Below are 20,716 nucleotides of genomic sequence, written 5' to 3'. Positions count from 1 at the left end.
TTTAGATTTTTGATTTTAAATTTTGGATTTTAGATTTGTTGCGTAAAGTTTTAATTGATGCAACTGTCATTGCCAGAATTTCGGTATTTTCTAACATCAAGCTTTTCACTTTTTCCAGTGGTAATAAACCAACCTCAACAACAAGTTCCATCCAATAAAGACTTTCATCGGCTTCTTCCTCTACCAAACTGAGTTTAGCAATGACATCGGCGGTTGACTTACCACGACAAGCTGACCGATAGTTAGCTCCCACAGATGTTGCTGAACGGATTAGCTGCTTGCCAATTACATCTGCCGTTCTGCTCTGTGGGAGAGCTTCTACTAAGCGGATTGCTCGCAATGCTAGCTGCTTTGTTCTCCGCTTAAAATCCTCCTCATTCATAATCCAAAATCCAAAATCTAAAATCTAAAATTCATTTGACTTTAAACTTACTAGCAGTTGTTAATAACTCTTGCGCCATTCCTGATAGCTCTTGGAACACGGTAGCAATTTCTTGAGATTCAGCAAAAGTTTTATCGGCAATTTCTGCGACATCTTGCATTGATTTAGTTACTGTTACAGATTGCGCCATTTGTTTTTGAGTCGCTGCGGTAATTCGCTCGATTAACTGACTAATTTCGGCAGTTGCAGAAACGATCGCATTTAAGTTTTGGCGAGTGTCACTAACAAGATTTGTACCTTCTACTACCTGCTGAATACCAGTTTCCATCGCTACTGCAACTTCTCCGGTTTCTGCTTGAATCTCCTGAACTAATTTTTCAATTTCGATGGTTGCTGCTGCTGATTGGCGAGATAAAGAACGGACTTCATCAGCCACAACTGCAAAGCCTTTGCCATATTCACCAGCACGAGTAGCTTCAATGGCTGCATTCAAAGCGAGTACGTTTGTCTGTGTGGCAAAATTACCAATCAAATTTACCACTTTGGAGATTTTTTGCGAAGATTCGCTGAGGCGTTTAATCTTTTTGCTGGTTTGAGCAACGGTTTCACGAATTCCTTGGATTGCTTTTACAGTTAGGTTCATGGCAGTATCGCCAGACTCTACAGTTTGATTGGCTTTTTGCACTGCTAGTTGTACTAACTCAGCATTCGCTACTACAGCTTGAGTAGAGTCCACCATTTGTTGAATGTCACCTAAAGCTGCGGTAATGTCCTCAGACTGTTGTTGTGCTAGATTGGTTAGTCCCGCTAATGAAGACTCGCTATTGCTAGAAGTTTGGGCAACTTGTTGAGCAGCCCCTTGTACTTGAACAACAATTTGCCGCAGTGCTTGCAGAGTATTATTGTAAGCATCAGCGATCGTGCCTAGTTCGTCTTCTGTAATCGGCGCGCGTACTGTTAAGTCGCCGTTGAGAGCGGGTCTAAGGGCTTTTAAGAGTTGAATAGATCGTTGTTGTAGTAACTCCTTGGCTGCCTTTTCTCGTGTTGCTGCTTCTGCTAATTTTGCTGACTGCGCTTGTACTTGTTGCAAATATTCGGTATGTTGTAATGCCAATCCTAACTGGCTGCCAATACGTGCTAACAAAGTAACTTCTGATTCTTCCCAATCACGAGTTCCCGAATTCTGATAAGCTGCCAGCAATCCCCACAATTGTTCGCCAGCAAATACAGGAACAATTACATAAGCTTTGGCTTCAAATTGCTCTAAAACTTCAATGTGGCAAGGAGAATGACCTACCTGATAAATATCATTTACAACAAAGTTTTCTCCTTGGGCATATCGACCTCCTTGAGTTTCTTGTAAGTGGGTATCTTCCCAGACAGTTTTGATATCGGGGCCTACCAGTTTTACCCAAAGATGACCTGCTGACTCGGCGACAAATTCACCACTCCAGTTAGGATTGAAGCGATACACGGCAACGCGATCGCATCGCAGTAATTGTCTGACTTCTTGAGTAGTTGTTTTGAAGATTTCTTCTACATCTAAAGATTGCCGGATGCGGTTACTGATCTTGGTAACAGCTTTCTCTTGTTCTGCTATTTGAGCTAGTTTCTCAGATTTCACCCGCACTAATTCCAAATAGTCTATCTGTGATTTAGCTAAACTAAATTGCAAGCTAGTCTGAACCAAAAAGTTCACTTCCCAGCTTTGCCAGTCACGGGAGCTAGAGTTTTGATAAGCTGCCAGCAATCCCCACAATTTATCCCCGAAAAATATCGGAACAATGATATAAGCTTTGGCTTCAAACTGCTCTAAAATCTCAATATGGCAGGGAGCTAGCCCTACTTCATAAATGTCATTAACGACAAAGTTTTCACCTCTGACATACCGACCTCCCTTAGTTTCTTGCAAGTAGGTATCATCCAAAACGGTTTTAATATCAGGGCCTACCAGTTTTGTCCAACCAGTACTCACAGACTCAGCCACAAATTCACCACCCCAGTCAGGGTTAAAACGATAGACGGCAACGCGATCGCATTGTAGTGATTGACGCACTTCTTGAGTGGTTGTTTTGAAGACGCTTTCTACATCTAAAGATTGTCTGATGCGGTTGACTATCTTAGTGAAAACTTTCTCTTGTTCAACTATTTGAGCTAGTTGGTTAGATTTTTTCTGCACTTGTTCGAGATATTCCGCTTGTGAGATAGCTACACCAAATTGCAACCCAATTTGAGTTACAAAGGTTTCTTCCCAAGGTTGCCAATCACGAGGCCCAGAATTTTGATAAGCTGCCAACAAACCCCATAATTTTTCTCCAGCAAATATGGGTGCAATGATGTAAGCTTTCATTTCATACTGCTCTAAAATGTCAATATGACATTGAGAATGGCCCATTTGATAAATGTCATTAACTACAAAGCTTTCACCCTTGGCATAACGTCCTCCTTGAGTGTCTTGTAAGTGGGTATCTTCCCAGACCATGTAAAAATCAGGGCCGACCATTTTTATCCAACCGTTACCCACTGACTCAGCGACAAACTCACCACTCCAGTCAGGTTTGAAGCGATAGACACCGACGCGATCGCATTTTAGTAATTGGCGTACTTCTTGAGTAGTTGTTTGAAAAAGCTTATCGACATTTGATACCCGCAGAATTTTGTCGATGACTTTAGCTACCGATTTTTTTGCTAGTAGCCGCTGTTGCTGTTCTTTTTGGAATTCAAAGCTTTGTAATTTGTAAATTAGTTCTGTTGTCAGTTGAGATAGTAGGCTAATTTCTACTTCTTGCCACTGCCGCTTTGAGTAGCAATTATTGACTGCTAGTAAGCCCCACACTTTACCTTCTACTACAATCGGTAAACTCAAACTAGCTTTAATTTGAAATTTATCTAGCAGTTGCTTTTGATAAGGGGTAAGTTGAATCTGATTGATATCGTCAATAACTACAGCTTCTACATAGTCTTGATTGGTATATAGACCAAAAATAATTCCGGGAATATTTTCGCCTAAAGTTGGAGTCCAACCTAATGTTCTTGATTCGGCTAAAACATTACCTGATTCTCGCGAAGTAAACTGATAAATTAAGGCGCGATCGCAGCCAATCTTTTCTCTAATTTGTGCTACAGTAATTTTAAGTAATGTATCAATGTTTGGGGCTTGGCGCATGTGAGTTGCGATATCTTTCATCTGTCGCCGCCAAGTTTTAAATTCTTGAGCGATCGCACTTAACAAAGACATTTCACTACTAGCAATATTTGCTATATTAGCGTTACCATTCTGATTTTCTAATTCAGAAATTAAATGCTCGTTATCATGGCTGTTGTTATACAAAAATGTCATTTAATTAAACCTCAAAATTGTGATGGGTAATAAATGGATATGTGGCAAGCAATATTTATTTGGTATTTGCTGATTAAGAATTAGGAGTTTTCAAAAATTACATCTTACTAAAGATTCAATTATAAATCCCCCATGCTGGAGCTTGAAGAATAGTTTTTGCATCCAAATTAAAAATTATATTCTCTGAATCATTAATAAAGTATCCCTGTAAAAAAGGTGATAGTTTAGGATAAAATAATTCAGCAGTTACAGGTTTCATTTCTTTAGTATCTAGCCATTCAATATCTATTAGCTGTCGTACCAAAAGTCCCAAATACTTACCCTTATTTTCCAGAACAATTGCCATCATTTTTGAAAGTAAATTTGGCCCTTGCGAAATAGGAGGATAACCTAACATTGCCTCTAAATCAACTAACCAAAGCATCTCACCACGCCAGTTATAAATACCTAAAATGCTGCTTGGCATCTGAGGAACACCACATACTTCTGGTAATGATACTTGTAAAACTTCTGTGATGTGTTGTAGAGAAATGACGGCTGTATCATTTACTCCCAAATTAAAACTTAAAAACTTTTGCTGGGTTTCCAAAGCTATCGATCCTTTGTCCTTGATGATTTATCTCTAGCCACTATTTGCATTTATTGTTGATTTTTGGAGATATTCTATCTAAAAAATAGTAACTTCTATGATTTGTTGACTTATGAGATTTTTACTAATTAAGTAATCGCTTTAAAATTACCACTAGTTCGTCGCGATCGATCGGTTTTGATAGATAACCATCAGCGCCTAACATATTACCCCAAATTTTATCTACATCACTATTCTTTGTAGAGCAAAAAACCACAGGTATCTTGCTAGTATCGGGATTATTTTTTAGTTCTCGGCAAATTTCAAAGCCACTTTTCCCTGGTAAAATTACATCGAGAAATATTAAATCTGGCTTATTTTTATCTATTTTGTCTTGAGCCTCTTCACTACTAGTGGCGCTAATCACAGAATAACCTGCCTGTTGCAAGTAACGGCTGATTATTTCCATATCTGTTAAGCCATCTTCAACAACTAAAACAGTATTCATGGCAATTACTCGTTAACTTTTTCTCAAAGTGTAAACAAAATATACAAATCCTCAATGATTCCTCAAAAAGACATGGAAGGGACTAGAGACTAGCCCTAACCCCTTTGCCCTAACCAATATTTCACAAATCAAATAGGACTGCTATAAATACAAAAAATTGTATTTGTTTAATTTTGATTCAATCTTTATTTATCAACCTCAGAAAAAGTACGTAATAAACATTATTTTAGATAAAATTTTTAATATAAAATAGTTTGACAAACTAATTTAAACTTTCAAGATTGGATTGAATTTTTAAACTTGAAACATGATTGATAACGAAAAAATTAAAGCTGATTTTATATATAAAATTCCAACCTAGTTGAGAAATAAATAATTTGAACAATAGACTTCACTAAAGTTGTTTAACCTCAATAATTTAATTCTTACTGAGGTATAAAAGTCTCTAAATTTTGAGGAATAATTCAAAACCAAAAATTCCTTCTAAGTCTCTCTAATTACAAACCTCTAAACTAGACTTTCTCTTATCGCTGGATACGCTTTGTGTAGGTAAATATTTACGTATTATACTCATTACCTTATCAGCCACTACAGGTTTAGTGAGAAAATCTGTAGAACCAACTACTTTGGCACGAACTCTATCTAAAAGGCCATCACTGCCTGTTAATATAATTATTGGTGTGTTAGAAAAGGTAGATATTCGTCGTAGCTGAGTACAAATTTCGTAACCACTAGCAACTGGCATAATCAAATCCAAGAAAATCAGGTCTGGTTTATCCTGAATCAGGGTTGGTAGAGCTTGTACAGCATCTTGAATTTTGATAAATCTCAATCCATTGGAAGTGACAATATCCTCTACCATTTTGCATACTTGAGGGCTATCATCGACGCAAGCTACTAGTGGAGCAATTCGCTTTTTTGCTTGGGTGGTAGTAAAGTTATTATTAACTTCAGTAATTCTTAAAGGCAAATCAGGTACTTCTATCAATTCGATGATTCCTTTAAGGATATAAGGAAGCAATGAACGGGTTAGTGGCAATACACTTTGCTTCATTTTCATGGCTAAATCTCGTAGAGTGAATTTGCCATTGATTAAATTCACAAAGTTTTTGTAGACAGATGGACTTACCATCTGCTCAAGTTGTTCTGGTCGCCGTAGAATTGGTGCTAAGTCAGGAGAAAAATTTGCTAAACCTGCTTCTGACCAAATTTTCCATGAGTCTTGCATGTGCTTTACAGACATTTCTGAACTCGTGAAGCTCATTGGGGTTTCTAAGATAACTTCTTGGTTGCGGTTGCAACTTAGAGAAGCAAAGTTTCCTTGCAAAGCTAGGTCAAATAATAGTTCTGCTATTGTATTTTCCGCAATAGATTGAATCTGTTCTCTCTGAATTTTCTGTTTTTTATAAAATACTTCTATCAGTTTATAGTCCCAGTAATCAATTGATAGGTCTTGCATCGGTAACTGCAACTTATCAACATCAATCTGGGGACAATTCTGGGCTATATGTCTACGCCAACGTCGGAAGGGATGAGTTCCTCCTGTTGCCCAAACTATCCGTCCCAGTCGATAGTAAAAAGTCCATTGGCTGCCCTTGGAACTCTTAATATTTAATTTGCCATTGTATTGCAACTGAGTACAAGTTTTAAATTCATTTACTAGGTTATTTGAAATAAGTTCTTGATGGGGCATAGTTTGTTCCTTTTATTAAAAAGCTAGCTATTAAAAACCAATACTAGTAGAGCACAGCGTAAATCTACCTACCATGTCAATTAACCAGACAAGTTTCTTAAGTCACTTGTCAAAGGTAGGCAACACTTCCGTCACAGTCTTCTAGCTATATAGCTGTGAATAAGTGCAAATGCATTTGGTATATAGCAGTCTAAATCAAGATTATTAAAAGCAAGACAGATGTTAACATGACAAAACTATTGCTAGTAAATAATTTATCTAGCATAGAGTCTTTATTGGCAGAGTTTACTTTTCTGCTAATATTTATGACTAAAGTAGGTTGCCATAGTCGAGATTATGATGTATTTATATATCATTTTAAGAATTTTCATACTGAATCATATCCGTATAAATTCTGAATTTTAGTTTAAAAAATACTAGCAGTCTCTAAAGAGTTTTACTTTTGTTATTCACATTGACAACATAGGTTTAAATATTTATTTAAATTTACTATTCTTAATTATGCTAATTAATTTCAGTTTTTCTAGGGAATATTATTCTTAAAAAAAGGCGTGCTACTAAAACAAGTAGCAGCCAGATTATAAAGTATTTATTTAGACAATTTATTCAAGGTTGCTTGTGGTTTTGATAGCTGATAATAGCTGCCCGGAGATTACTTTGGTGTTCTGAAAGAAGGCGATCGCCCTCGTCTTTTTCCAAACCAGTCCAGTGCATCAATAACGCCAGCTTAACCCATTTACCACTACGTTCTAGTAAAAAACCAGCAGCTTCCCGACTTAAACCTGTGAGGTCTTGCAAAATTCGCAAAGCGCGATCGCGTAATTTTTGATTTGTTACTGCTACATCCACCATGCGATTGCCATAAACTTTGCCTAGTTTAACCATTACGCCGCTAGAAAGGATATTTAAAGCTAATTTAGTAGCTGTACCCGCTTTCAGGCGAGTTGAACCGGCGATTATTTCTGGGCCTGTTAATAGGCGAATGTCAATATCGGCATCAAAGCTAACTTGTTCAGCAGGAACACAGGCGATAAAAATAGTTATGGCTCCTCGCTGACGAGCAGCATGAAGCGCACCGTGGACATAAGGCGTTGTGCCACCAGCGGTAATGCCAACTACGACATCTAATTGGGTAATGTGCCGCCCAGCGATCGCCGCTTCACCATCTTCAATGCTGTCTTCTAAATCTTCAGAACTGCGTACTAGTGCGCCAGCACCACCAGCAATAATCCCCTGTACCAACTCTGGGGGTGTACAAAAAGTAGGTGGACACTCAGCAGCATCTAACACCCCTAATCTGCCACTTGTACCCGCACCGATATAAAATAGGCGCCCTCCGTGGCGCAAACGCTCTGCGGTGCGCTCAATTGCCTCTGCCAACTGAATTCTCGCTGCTGCAACTGCTGCGACAGCCTTTTGGTCTTCGTCATTAAACAACTCCACCAATTCTAGGGAACTAAGCTGGTCTAAGTTCAGACTATTAGGATTGACCAGCTCAGTTAAAAGATGCCCGCGTTCTTGCAAATTTGTCATTTGTCATTTGTCCTTTGTCATTTGTCATTTGTCTTTTGTTCTAGCCTACGCCGCCCTTTCTTTGGGCATCTATCTATGTCCGTTGTCATTAGTCAGTTAGCGACCAATGGCTAATCACCAATGACTAATGACTAATGACTAATGACTAATGACTACTTACAACAACCCTTCCAATTTGCGACGCATCTTCTCTAATTCAGAATCAGACAATTCTGGTTCTTCTAGCGGCTGTTGATTGAGAGGGAAAGTGTCTTCAACAGTATCCTCCTTCTGGGCATCTTCTTGCCAGTCAGTTTTTTCGACGTTAAGTTCTGGGGGAGTTACAACTAAATTGCTGTTTTCTGGGATGATTTCCCATTCATATCCAGCACTTTCGCAAAATTCCTTGATTTCTTCAGCATCCATCGGCTCCGGTGTGGGTGCGGGGAAATCCTGAGCTTCTAACATCAGGGCAAAGCGCGTCGCATCGTCTTCTGACTCGAACATCAGAATTTTATTGCGTAGCTTGCCGCCTTCGGCATCGCCTTCCCGAATTGTGTGAATCCCCTCATTTTCCGTTCGAGCGTTAAAAATTAACACAAAAACACGCATTGGTGTAATCATCTGTCCTTTTTAAGGTTTATTCATATTAAAGTTCGAGATTGTGCCTCAAGGAAAGTCACAGGAATAATTTTCACTCTATTCAGATTTTCCTGAAAACGCCAATATTATTAAGCATAAGTATTGGATCGATAAAATACCGTAACTCAACCAATGGGGTCTTGGGTTTAGTTGGCGTATCCTGGAAATGGCATACTGAACCAATGTGCCAGTTAATGCTTGTGTGTGCCAGCGAGATCCGGCAATTAATACAGTGAAAGCAAATGACTAAATCTACCAATCAAGATATTCATTCCCCCTCCCCTATCCGCAAACGTTTGTGGTTGCTGGTGTTGAGCCGGGGTAGCATTGCCTTGAGTGGACTTTTGCTGTTAGGAGTTCTCGTTGGTATTTGGCGGTTGTGGACTTTTGTCCAAACAGAGTTAACGCCGTTGGCACAACAAAGTTTGACTACTACACTCAACCGTCCGGTAAAACTGGGAAGAGTCACACAATTTTCGTTGACAGGAGTACAGTTTGGGGCTTCAGCTATCCCAGCCACACCCACAGATGCAGATCGGGCCACAGTCGAATCTGTAGAGGTGGGTTTCGATCTGTTACAACTAATTTTTAATCGCCATCTAAAGCTAGATGTAACCTTAGTCAATCCAGATATTTACATTGACCAGGATGACCAAGGGCGTTGGGTTTCCACTACCATCACGTCGTCAGGTGGAAGCAGTGCAATTAAAACCGATTTGGACTACCTGCGGTTTCGGAATGCCAAGCTGGCCTTGATGCCGGATGAGAGAGTAGAGGGAGATGAGGGGGTAGAGGAGCAGGGGGGCAGCACTTCGGCTACGCTCAGTGACCGGGGGGCAGGGGGGCAGGGGGGCAAGGGAGAAGACCCAAATTCTAATTCAGTACTGGATAAACGCCCTGCTACCGCTAACAACACTCAGCAATTGCCGGTGCTATTTTCTCAACTTAATGGTTCTGCTCAACTTTTAGCAAATAACCAGTTGATACGGTTTGAAGTCGGGGGTCAAGCAGACAGTGGTGGCAATATTTCCATTCAGGGAGAGACACGTTCTAAGGTGCTAGCAGGGACTTTCCAGGTGCAAGCACAAGATTTTCTGGCTGAGAATATTACTCGGTTGATTAAGTTACCAGTGAACTTACAGGCGGGTCGAGCCAATGGCGATTTGTTAGTTCGGTTGACACCAGGACAGCCAACTCTATTGTTTGGCAACGCCACTGTGCAAGGGGTAACGCTGCAAATACCCAAAGTCCCGCAACTGTTGAGCAATAGCCAAGGAAACCTCCACTTCCAAGGAACGGAGTTGCAGTTAAATAATGTGACTAGCAACTACGGCAAAATTCCTTTAGTGGCTACGGGAATCGTCGATACTCAAGCAGGCTTGAAGTTGGCAGCGCGTGTAAATGCGGTGAGTTTGGCGAATGCCCAGGAGACTCTCAAGGTAAAATTACCTGTAGCGATCGCTGGACAAGTACAAGCTTCTTTGCAAATTACCGGATCGACAAAAGAGCCAATACTCTCCGGCTCAGTTGCCACAATCCAAACTGCCAGAATTGACAAAGTTGATTTTAATAGCATCAGTAGTAAGTTTGAGCTTGCTACTAGTTCCTCTTTAATTACCTTAAAAGATATTCAAGGTAAAGCCAAAGTTGGTGGTGAGATTACGGGCGCTGGTACAATTAGACTTGGTAAAAATCCGCGACTGGATTTAAATTTCGCTGCCAAGAATGTTCCAGGGGATGCGATCGCCAAAGTTTATGAAACAACACCGACCTTTCAAATCGGCAATGTCTCTGCTACAGCTCAACTAACTGGCGCTCCTACCAATGTCCAAACCGTGGTACAGTTCCAAGCTCCTAATGGAACTTACCCCGGAACTGGTGAAGTTGCGATCGCTCCAAATCGCACCGTCTCTTTCCGCAATGTGGCTCTGAATATAAGTGGTGGTACAGTTCGGGCAACTGGTAGTTATGCCAATGAGCGTTGGCAAGCTGTGGCTGTTGCCTCTGGGGTAAAATTAGAACCCTTTGTAGACAAGAGTCAACTGCAAAATGTCTCCTTGGCTGGGGCACAATTCAATGCTCGTCTCATTCTCTCAGGCAGCACAGCACCATTTGAAATTGCCACAATTCGCAGTGATGGTGCAGGAGTTCAAATTGGTGGCGGTACAGTTGCAGTTTCTAATATCCAACTGCAAAACCAAAGTTTCTCGGCTCAACTGGTAGCTAATGGCGTGCGGTTGGGACAAATATTGAAACAGTCTCCCCCAGCTTTAGATAATCCTTTGGCGGGAACGTTCCAAATCGCAGGTAGCAGAGATGATTTCAGTCTGAAAACGTTCCGTGGCAGTGGTGAGGGTCGCCTTGCTATTGGCAGAGGTACGGTTACAGCCTCTAATATCCAAGTGGCAAATGGTGTATATCAGGCACAAGTTCAGGCTAAGAATGTGCCTGTGCAGCAGTTGGCAAAAGTACCAAAGCAATTTCAAGGGGCGTTAACTGGTAAGTTCGATGTAGCGGGTTCTGTTGATTCTTTTAAACCGCAAACGATCCAAGCCAACGGTCAGGCGCGGATAAATGTTGCGGGTGGAACTATTACAGCCTCTAATATCCAAGTGGGTAATGGTGTATACCAGGCGCAAGTTCAGGCAACCAATGTACCTGTGCGGCAGTTGGCAGCAGTACCACCGCAGTTTGGAGGGAAGTTAACTGGTCAAGTAAACGTGGCGGGTTCTGTTGAATCCTTCCAACCGCAAACGATCCAAGCCAACGGTCAGGCGCGGATAAATGTTGCGGGTGGAACTATTACAGCCTCTAATATCCAAGTGGGTAATGGTGTATACCAGGCGCAAGTTGAGGCAACTAATGTACCGTTACAGCAGTTAGCAGCAGTACCACCACAGTTTCGAGGGACGTTAACTGGTCAAGCAAACGTGGCGGGTTCTGTTGATTCTTTCCAACCACAAACTATCCAAGCTAACGGTCAGGGACGGCTGGATGTTGCAGGTGGAACGATCGCAGCCTCTAATATCCAAGTAGCTAATGGTCGCTATCAAGCTGTCGTCGATGCTGCCGGTGTGGAATTAAATCGGCTCAATCAGCAATTACGAGGTCAGTTTGGCGGTCAATTGCAATTAGCCGGTACGCTTGGATCGTCCAAATTAGCTGATGTGCGTGCAGCTGGACAGGTGCAATTATCTCAAGGTATCCCTGGTTTAGAGCGACCTCTGACGGCTGCGATCGCTTGGAGTGGTGAAAGGCTGACCATTGAGCGAGCAACTGCTCCCGGTTTAAGTGTGACTGGTAACATATTAGCCAATGCAAAATCAGCAGGGATACCGGAAATTACTGCCCTAAATCTCAACGTCCAAGCGCAGAATTACAACTTAAAACAGTTACCGATCAATCTTCCTAATCAGGTTGCTGTGGCGGGAAATGTAGATTTTAATGGTCAAATCACTGGTAAACTGCCCTTACCAAATGTCGTAGGACAAATCAATTTACGAGACTTGGTTGTTCAAGATATTGCTTTTGAGCCGTTGTTAACTGGAAACATCGATTCAGAACAGGGACGCGGTTTAAATTTGAACTTGGCAGGAAATAGCGATCGCCTGAACTTCAATTTAGATGCCAATAATCGCCCGAAATCTTTCTTAGTTAAATGGCAGCAAGCATCAGCCACAGGTAATGTTCAAGGAAATGATTGGGCGCTGAAACTTGCCAATTTCCCCTTACAAATATTGAATTTGACGCCGCCACCAATTACTCGCTTGGGTGCTGGTAAGATAGCTGGATTGTTAACTGGGGATTTGCTGTTTAATCAGCAGACATTGGCAACAACGGGGAATTTAGCGATCGCAAATCCGCAAATTGGCCGGGTTAAAGGCGATCGAATAGCTGCTCAATTCCGCTACGGTGACGGTAAAGCTACACTCACTAGTAGCGAATTTGTCAAAGGAAAAAGTAGCTACGCCCTTGTTGGGACTGTGGCTCAAAGCCCTAAAGGGCCTAAATTACAAGGTAAATTGAACGTCAAGCAGGGTGAGATCCAAGATGTTCTGGCTGTAGCCAAGGTATTTGATTTACAAAATTTGCCAGGTGGTTCGGCAGAAATTTACGGCACCGCAGCGGATCTGACTACCAACCCCCAAGGAACACCAAATGAACCTTTATTCACCCAAATCCAACGGTTTTCTGAAATTGAAGCTTTGGTGGCAGAACAGGAAGAACAGCGACTTAATTCCACTCCCATACCAGATTTGGCAGACTTAAAGGGGACTTTCAACGGGGAAGTGGCTGTAAATACAGCTACAGCCAATGGATTATCAGTAGATTTTAATTTGAACGGACAAGATTTTGCCTGGGGTAAAAAGGAAGAACGAAATCGTTTTTATACTGCCGATCGAGTGATTGCCGAAGGTAACTTTGAAAATGGTGTTTTGAGTTTGCGACCATTACGAATCCAGTCTAAAAACAGACTGATTGCCTTTACGGGTAACGTTGGCGGTGATGAACAATCTGGTCAGCTGCGGGTGAATAATTTTCCAGTACAACTATTGAATAATGTTGTCAAACTACCAGTTGGAATCACAGGTAATCTTAACGGTACAGCAGCTTTAGCAGGTAGCATTGCTAATCCCCAAGCTAGAGGGGAATTGCAAATCACCGAAGGAATATTAAATCAGAGCAAAATAGAATCAGCAAGAGCAAGTTTCAGCTATGCCAACGGACGCTTAAACTTTGGTAGTACTGTAGCAATTGCTGGCCCAAAACCTGTTGATATTACTGGCAGCATTCCTTATAAATTGCCTTTTGCTTCCGTCGCACCAGACAGCGATCAAATCAGTTTGGATATGAAGTTAGAAAACGAGGGATTGGGGCTGTTAAACGCATTGAATAATCAAGTGTTATTTGAGAAAGGTGAAGGAGAAGTAGACTTGAAAGTGCGGGGAACATTGCAAAAACCCCAAGTACAGGGAATTGCTACTGTCAATGATGCTACTTTTTCAGCCCAGGCTTTGCCACGTAAGCTGAGAGGTGTCACAGGTAGAGTTCTGTTTAATTTTGACAGCATCTTAGTAGAAAATCTTCAAGGTAGATTTAGCCGTGGGACGGTAAAAGCCGCTGGTGAAATTCCCATTTTCAACAATGAGAACGTAACTATCAAAAATCCCCTGACTGTTAATCTCGATCAGTTAGCGTTGAATCTCAAGGGACTTTACCAAGGAGGCGCTAGTGGCAATTTGCAGATTACTGGTTCTGCCCTTAACCCCATAATTGGCGGTAGAGTAGATTTATTTGATGGTAAAGTATTGCTGGCAGAATCTACCAACGCTACGACATCTGAAAATGGTAGTATTGGCGTATCACCTACAAAAGATAATAAGCAGAGCAAATCTGAAATTGGAAATAGCACGGGAAATACTAACGCCAGATTTAATAATTTAGATTTGGAACTAGGTAAAAACGTCCAAATTACCCGTGACCCTATTCTCAACTTCCGTGCCAGCGGTAATCTCATAGTTAACGGCTTAATTAATCAGCCGATACCCGATGGTACCATCCAGTTAGAAAAAGGAGGGGTAAATTTATTTACTACCCAATTTAACCTTGCTCGTGGCTATAAACACACTGCAACTTTTAGTCCTTCTCAACCCCGCGACCCCAACTTAGATATTCGGCTATTTGCCAAAGTACTGGATGTAACTCAAAGTAATGACTTCAGCCGAGTAAATTCTACAGGTTTATCAGCGTTAGAGAGTGTTCGAGTCGAAGCTACTATCAACGGTTTAGCTAGCAAACTAAATGAAAATTTAGAATTAACAAGTAGTCCATCACGTAGTCAAACTGAAATTGTTGCTCTTTTAGGAGGTGGATTTGTAGACACCCAAGGGCGTGCAGACAGTACTTTAGGTCTGATTAACATCGCAGGTTCGGCTGTATTTAACAATTTTCAGTCAGCTTTTAACCAAATTGGGAGTACCTTTGGCTTAAGCGAACTGCGGATATTTCCTACCGTTATTTCTGAGAATCCCGAAGCTGGAAGAAGCAATTCAACTTTAGAATTAGCAGCGGAGGCTGGGGTTGACATTTCTTCCAAAATATCTGTTTCCAGTATCAAAATTTTGACAACAAACGACCCCTTCCAATGGGGTATTAATTACCGGATAAACAATGAATTTCGTGTGCGTGCCTCCACTAACTTAACCGATGACAGTCGTGCTGTAGTGGAATATCAAAAGCGATTTTAAATAAGTCTCTTCAATTACGAATTACTTCCTGTTCCCTCTTCTCCTTGCTTCTCAATAGCTTGTCGTACCTGTTTAACATCCAATTCTAATGCTTCAGCAATTTGCTCTATACTTAAACCCAACTTAAGTAGACGGGGTATAGTATCGAGTTTTGTTTCTTTGCGAACCTCTTCTTTTACTTCCTGCTTTGTTTCTTCCTTTACTTCCTGATAAAATTTAGTTTGTCTCCAGTCGGTTAATCCAAACATCGCTTCTAACTCCTGCTGACTTTTGTTTACAAATTTGTAGATAAGCATTCTCTCTACTAATTCTAAAAGATTGCTACGGTTAACTTCATCCGTTTGTTGTACTTGTTTTATCAAATTTTTCGCTTGCTGTACGGCTCGATCTTCGGCTGCAACTACTAACTTAATTATGCCTAGCCCAATCGAAGATGATGGTACATTATCTAATTCGTCTAAATAAATTATACGAATTTGCTGTGGAGCTAATGATGTTTGATAAATGAATGGTATACCTGGATCGAGATTACATTGAGCAAAAAGTAATACTGCTTGCCAGCGACGTTGAGGTTTATATTGATTGATATAGAGGAAAGCTTCTGTGATTATTCGCCAGTAAATATCATCATCGCGCTGAAACTGTACCTCAACAAAATAGATTGTGTCTTCTGGGTAGTCAGGTTTGGGTAAGAATAAGCCATCGATGCGACGTGCTAGTTCTTTAATTTCTACTGAGGTAAATTGGTAGTGTAATGCTAAAGCTTGCGATTGTTCCAAAAGTTCAAATAAGACACCTGGAAGAGTTTGGAATAAGGTGTAAAAAATCGTGTCTGTTTTCATGCACTCTCGATATTTGAATATTTTCAGATTATCGGGGCTGAGGGAAGATGATTTTTCTAAATTTATTAAATTGTGATATTATCACCTTGCCGATCAATAGCTAATCGCAAAATTGATAATCCTAAAATTATCAAAAATAGCACTAAACCAATCGTGCAAGCATAGCTAATTTCCAAGTTATTGAAAGCTTGCTCATATAAATAGTAAACAATCGTTTTTGAGCTACTGAGTGGGCCTCCTTGAGTCATAATGTAGACTTCTTCAAACACTTTGGTCGCAGAAATAGCCGAAATTACTGCCACTAAGGCTAAATATGGCTTCATTAAAGGTATGGTAATATCCCAATGTTTGCTAATACCATCAGAGCCATCAATGGCTGCGGCTTCGTATACATCAGCAGGAATTGATTGCAACCCCGCTAAATAAATCACCATGTAGTAGCCTAATCCTTTCCATACGGTGACAGCCATGACGCTGGCAAGAGAAATTGGTACAATGCCAAGAATTTTTGCTGGGCTAGTTAACCAAGGAATACCTTCTGGAAAAAGACCTAAGGCTTTAAATAACTGATTCAGTAATCCGTTTTCTGCATACAGCCATTTCCAAGCTATTCCCGCAACCACCATTGAAATTACCACTGGAGTGTAGTACGCTGCTCTAAACCAATTCATTCCCCGCAGTTTCTGATTTACCAAAATTGCCAGTACTAAGGGAGCGATTACTAAAATTGGTACTACACCTACAAGATATAAAAAAGTGTTTTCCAAAGTTTTCCAAAAAACTGCATCCTTCCAAAGCTTGAGAAAGTTGGCGAAACCTATCCATTGTGGCGGCTGGGCAATGTCTTCATAACTGGTAAAGCTCAGGTAAAAGGCTTGCAATGCAGGCCAAAAGACAGTTAAGCCTAAAAGAACTAAGGCGGGTAGTAAGAACAAATAAGGGGTAAGCCGCTGTTTAATGAACATCCAATTTTTAGGTATCAATTGATTCATAAGAATTTAATAGTTGTTTTTGCTTTGTCAAAACAAGAATTTGGAGATGTGAGTAGATTTAAGCTTCAATATTTTAAGGGCATTATTTGCTTGTGTAAGTATTGGCGTAGCCTCTCGTAGAGAAGTTCGTCGTAGACATCACTAATTAATAACTTGGAGATCAATTGCAATGGAAATTCAGCACAATCCGCCAATTGAACATCAAAATGTCCCCATAAACCACCGTGGGCTGCATGATTTTTTGTATAGTTCTGACAACGAACACGCCGCCATTGAGGTGAGTATAACTCCTGAACTGGCAAACAATGGTACTGAAATCATTGGCTTTGAGGCTTGGAGTGTAGCTGCTCAGAACGCTAAAATTGCCGGAGTTTACGCTGTATTAGATGCAGAACGTCACACGCAGTACATTGGCTATTCTCGGAATGTGTTGCTTTCCCTAAACGGCCATCTTCGCCAAAATGGCAAGCAAAAGTGTGCTTTTGTACGCGTGCAAGCATTCAAGTTTCCCAAGCGTCAAGAAATGGAAGATTTGCGAGATGCGTGGATAGCAGAACTTGAAAGTACGCCACCTGGTAATGCAACTGATTGCAGAATGTGGGCTAGTACGGTAGGTGAAGCGACTAAGGCGGTAATGTCAGAAGCCCAACTTCAAGCCTACGAAGAGAAAAAGCTAAAACTGCGGAAAGCAATGGCTGATACAACCCTTTCTAAAGAGTTAGAAACAATAGATGCGAGTGAAGCCGAACGTCAACGTCAACTTGAAGCTGCTGTGAAAAACGATGACTGGAGTGTAATTATTGACGCACAGACACAGGAAACTAAGTATTGATTTTTGTCTGCTTGAGTGCGCTATCTGACTTTTTGAGTTAGTGGCATGAAAGTTTTGTGAAAGATGAGAGTTAAGATTTTAAAACGCAAAGGGGCGCTGAGGGAAGCGCAAAGGTTCGCAGAGGAGTGAATTCTTTGCGTTCCTTTGCGTAAACCTTTGCGTTCCTCTGCGTTAAAAAAGGATATATATGACGACAAAATTAGATGCTCTGATTAATTCTCTAGAAGGTATAGAAACTATTACTGACTCTACTCAAGTCGCAAAATTATCCCAGGATTATCACACTTTTAGCCCTGTGTTAGTGTCGAAATTAGAGGGAAAAGTTGGGGATATCGTAGTGCGTCCCGCTAATGAAGCAGAGGTTTTAAAAGTTGCAGCCGCCTGTGCAAAACATCGTATACCTGTAACTGTGCGAGGCGCGGGAACTGGGAATTATGGGCAATGTGTACCGTTGCACGGTGGCGTAATTTTGGATATGACGCGGCTGCAAGAGATTCTTTGGGTAAAACCGGGAGTGGCGCGGGTGGAAGCTGGGGTGAAGTTGGCAGCTTTGGATAAAAAAACACGAGAAATTGGCTGGGAAATTCGTATGGCTCCCTCTACGTACCGCACTGCCACAATTGGCGGATTTATTGCTGGAGGAAGTGGCGGTATTGGCTCGATCCAATATGGTATGTTAGCCGATCGCGGTAATATCTTAGCATTGCGAGTGATAACTGTAGAAGATGAACCCCGTGCGATCGCATTACGCGGCGATGATGTCCAAAAGGTAAATCATGCTTGGGGAATTAATGGCATCATCACTGAAGTCGAAATTCCTTTAGGGCCAGCTTATCCTTGGGCAGAAGTCATTGTCACCTTTGATGACTTTATGACAGCAGCAAAGTTTGGTCAGGCAATTGGTAATGCTGATGGCATGATTAAGAAGTTAATTTCTGTCTTTGCATCCCCAATTTCCCAATATTTTCACGCACTACAAGAGTATATTCCTGAAGGAAGTCACTCAGTATTCTTAATAATTTCTGAACCGAGTTTGGAATTCTTACCGGCTTTGGTGCAGCAATACGGCGGACAAATTACATATCAAAAACCAGCTGAGGAAGCAGCTAAAGGTACACATTTAGGGGAATTTTCCTGGAACCACACTACCTTACTTGCCCGGAGTGTAGATACTGGGATTACATACTTACAAAGTCTCTTTCCTAATGATTGCAGTTTGCAAGTAGTAGAGCAGATGTATAATTACTTTGGCGATGAGGTAATGATGCATTTAGAATTTTTTCGGGTGAATGGTGTCGTAGTTCCTGGTGCATTGCAACTTGTGCGCTACACCACAGAAGAACGCCTCAATGAAATTATCCGCTATCACGAAGAACAGGGTGTAAGTATTGCCAATCCTCATACGTATATTATTGAAGACGGCGGCAGAAAATTTATCGATCCTGAGCAGTTAAAATTTAAAGAAATAGTCGATCCTTATGGGTTGATGAACCCCGGTAAAAGCAAGGTTATTCAATTCCATACTCAAAATTAGCAAATTACAGAAACACATATCAGAAATTTCTCTGTATATTTGTGTAACCTACTTCCAAAAAGCTAGCTGTTGGGCGTTTATAATTTGTGGTTTGATTTTAACAGCCGTGGGGATAACCCAAAATCCAACATTCCAATAATCGCCCATGATTGAAATTGACGGTTCCTACGGAGAGGGAGGCGGACAAGTTCTTCGCACTTCCTTAAGCCTAGCCGCCATTACCGGCGAACCCATACGAATTACAGGCATTCGCGCTGGACGCAAAAAGCCAGGATTAGCAGCACAACACTTAACAGCAGTTCGGGCGGCGGCGAGAATTTGTAATGCCCAACTACGGGGTGATGCTTTGGGTTCAATGCTGCTGGAATTCATCCCAGGTAGTGCTGTGCAAGCTGGAATTTATACCTTTGATGTTAGTAAAGCACAACAAGGTGGTTCTGCGGGTGCGATCGCTTTAGTTCTTCAAACAATTCTCTTACCTTTGGCACTAGCATCTGGTAATTCCCTGGTGACACTAAAGGGTGGAACTCATGTGAATTTTAGCCCGACAGCGACGTATATTGAGCAAGTTTATCTGCCCATACTGCAACGCATGGGTGTAGAAGCCCAAGTCAAGTTAGGCGCTTGGGGGTGGTATCCCCAAGGTGGCGGAGAGGTAGAGTTACAGGTGGATGGCGGTGGTAAACTCGGTGGGATCGACTTGCTGGAACGGGGCGATTTACAACAGGTGCGAGGACTAGCAGTGGTGACGGAATTGCCTTCCCATATTCCGCAACGGATGGCTAATCGTGCGGAGAATTTGTTACGGGAAGCTCATTTAAAGGTTACTGTACAGACTTTACGAGAAAGAGGTGTGGCACCTGGGGCGGGTATTTTTTTAACTGCTGAGTATCAGAATAGCTTAACTGGCTTTGGTGGATTTGGGCGTTTGCGGTTGTCGGCGGAAACAGTTGCAGAGATTGCTTGTCAGCAACTGCTTGAGTTTCATTACACCGGCGCACCGGTGGATGAACATTTAGCAGATCAGTTATTATTGCCGGCTGCTTTAGCTTCACAAGAAAGTCACTATCGAGTGGCTGAAGTAAGTAGGCATTTGACGACAAATGCAGCAGTTATTGAACAGTTTGGGCTGGCGGAGATTAGAGTAAATGAAGCTGAGAAAATCGTGTCCGTGAGTCCTGTAATTAGTGAATAAGATTAAAGACTAAACACTTTCTTAAGAGTCTTAATTTTTGTAGTATCAATGCCACATTCAAGTTTAGAGATAAGTCAATATACTAGGTTAAGCAAAATACCTTGCAATACTATAGCAATTCGATTTGATTTCTGAATTAATCGTAGGGACTAGGGACTGGGGACTGGGAAGAAGGAATAAAGGTGTACTGAGTTTTTTTCAAAAATCAAATATGAGTCCTATAACACTTTGCCTATATTCCAATACAGTTCAGTTAAGCTTTTTCTCTCCCCCTGCCTTAACAGATAAATTTGCTTAACTGAACCGTATTGGCCTATATTCCCGTTGACAAAATTATGCGTGGGTGTATAGCAACATAGGAAATGCCTCATTTCTAATAGCTGAAATGAGGCAAAGGAGCTTATATAAGTAAAAACAGAGAACTTTTG

The 20,716-nt window shown here is 41.3% G+C and carries 13 protein-coding genes; 4 read left to right on the top strand and 9 right to left on the bottom strand.

The genetic code is table 11. The features are described 5' to 3' along the window. Window position 1 precedes the first annotated feature (1 nt). From RM049_RS07975 to RM049_RS07945, 7 genes are all read right to left on the bottom strand, one after another. On the bottom strand, window positions 2–382 hold the full coding sequence (locus tag RM049_RS07975) for a four helix bundle protein (RefSeq protein ID WP_322672608.1): 381 nt from the start codon (window positions 380–382) through the stop codon (window positions 2–4). A 31-nt stretch (window positions 383–413) separates the two neighbouring features. Then, complete coding sequence (locus RM049_RS07970; RefSeq protein ID WP_322703798.1) at window positions 414–3,722, bottom strand: GAF domain-containing protein; 3,309 nt, start codon at window positions 3,720–3,722, stop codon at window positions 414–416. A 115-nt stretch (window positions 3,723–3,837) separates the two neighbouring features. Beyond that, window positions 3,838–4,311 (bottom strand): chemotaxis protein CheW, encoded by a 474-nt coding sequence (locus RM049_RS07965; RefSeq protein WP_322703797.1) that lies wholly within the window; start codon window positions 4,309–4,311, stop codon window positions 3,838–3,840. A gap of 124 nt (window positions 4,312–4,435) precedes the next feature. After that, the gene (locus RM049_RS07960) at window positions 4,436–4,798 is read right to left on the bottom strand and encodes a response regulator transcription factor (protein ID WP_322664528.1); all 363 of its coding nucleotides are present in this window, start codon (window positions 4,796–4,798) and stop codon (window positions 4,436–4,438) included. Window positions 4,799–5,291: 493 nt separating this feature from the next. After that, on the bottom strand, window positions 5,292–6,491 hold the full coding sequence (locus tag RM049_RS07955; RefSeq protein WP_322690612.1) for a response regulator: 1,200 nt from the start codon (window positions 6,489–6,491) through the stop codon (window positions 5,292–5,294). A 606-nt stretch (window positions 6,492–7,097) separates the two neighbouring features. After that, window positions 7,098–8,024, bottom strand: coding sequence for an N-acetylmuramic acid 6-phosphate etherase (murQ, locus tag RM049_RS07950; protein ID WP_322672604.1), 927 nt, complete (start codon window positions 8,022–8,024; stop codon window positions 7,098–7,100). Window positions 8,025–8,180: 156 nt separating this feature from the next. After that, window positions 8,181–8,627 (bottom strand): DUF3110 domain-containing protein, encoded by a 447-nt coding sequence (locus RM049_RS07945; RefSeq protein WP_322672603.1) that lies wholly within the window; start codon window positions 8,625–8,627, stop codon window positions 8,181–8,183. A 260-nt stretch (window positions 8,628–8,887) separates the two neighbouring features. Here RM049_RS07945 and RM049_RS07940 point away from each other — a divergent pair, with 260 nt between their 5' ends. Continuing rightward, on the top strand, window positions 8,888–14,893 hold the full coding sequence (locus tag RM049_RS07940) for a translocation/assembly module TamB domain-containing protein (RefSeq protein ID WP_322703796.1): 6,006 nt from the start codon (window positions 8,888–8,890) through the stop codon (window positions 14,891–14,893). Between the two features lie 14 nt (window positions 14,894–14,907). Here RM049_RS07940 and RM049_RS07935 read toward each other — a convergent pair whose 3' ends face one another. Both RM049_RS07935 and RM049_RS07930 read right to left on the bottom strand, forming a co-directional pair. Beyond that, window positions 14,908–15,735: an Rpn family recombination-promoting nuclease/putative transposase gene (locus tag RM049_RS07935; protein ID WP_322703795.1), complete on the bottom strand. Its 828-nt coding sequence runs from the start codon at window positions 15,733–15,735 to the stop codon at window positions 14,908–14,910. A gap of 65 nt (window positions 15,736–15,800) precedes the next feature. Beyond that, a complete protein-coding gene (locus tag RM049_RS07930) occupies window positions 15,801–16,727 on the bottom strand; it encodes a sugar ABC transporter permease (RefSeq protein WP_322703794.1) in 927 nt (308 codons plus the stop codon). Window positions 16,728–16,896: 169 nt separating this feature from the next. Here RM049_RS07930 and RM049_RS07925 point away from each other — a divergent pair, with 169 nt between their 5' ends. From RM049_RS07925 to rtcA, 3 genes are all read left to right on the top strand, one after another. Continuing rightward, window positions 16,897–17,559, top strand: a complete 663-nt coding sequence (locus tag RM049_RS07925; protein WP_322685184.1) for a GIY-YIG nuclease family protein — start codon at window positions 16,897–16,899, stop codon at window positions 17,557–17,559. Window positions 17,560–17,746: 187 nt separating this feature from the next. Then, a complete protein-coding gene (locus RM049_RS07920; RefSeq protein ID WP_322703793.1) occupies window positions 17,747–19,093 on the top strand; it encodes an FAD-binding oxidoreductase in 1,347 nt (448 codons plus the stop codon). Between the two features lie 145 nt (window positions 19,094–19,238). After that, window positions 19,239–20,288 (top strand): RNA 3'-terminal phosphate cyclase, encoded by a 1,050-nt coding sequence (rtcA, locus tag RM049_RS07915; protein WP_322690600.1) that lies wholly within the window; start codon window positions 19,239–19,241, stop codon window positions 20,286–20,288. Window positions 20,289–20,716 lie beyond the last annotated feature (428 nt).

Source organism: Nostoc sp. DedQUE04 (assembly GCF_034530995.1).
GTDB lineage: Bacteria > Cyanobacteriota > Cyanobacteriia > Cyanobacteriales > Nostocaceae > Nostoc.
This window is presented reverse-complemented; position numbering and strand designations above follow the sequence as displayed.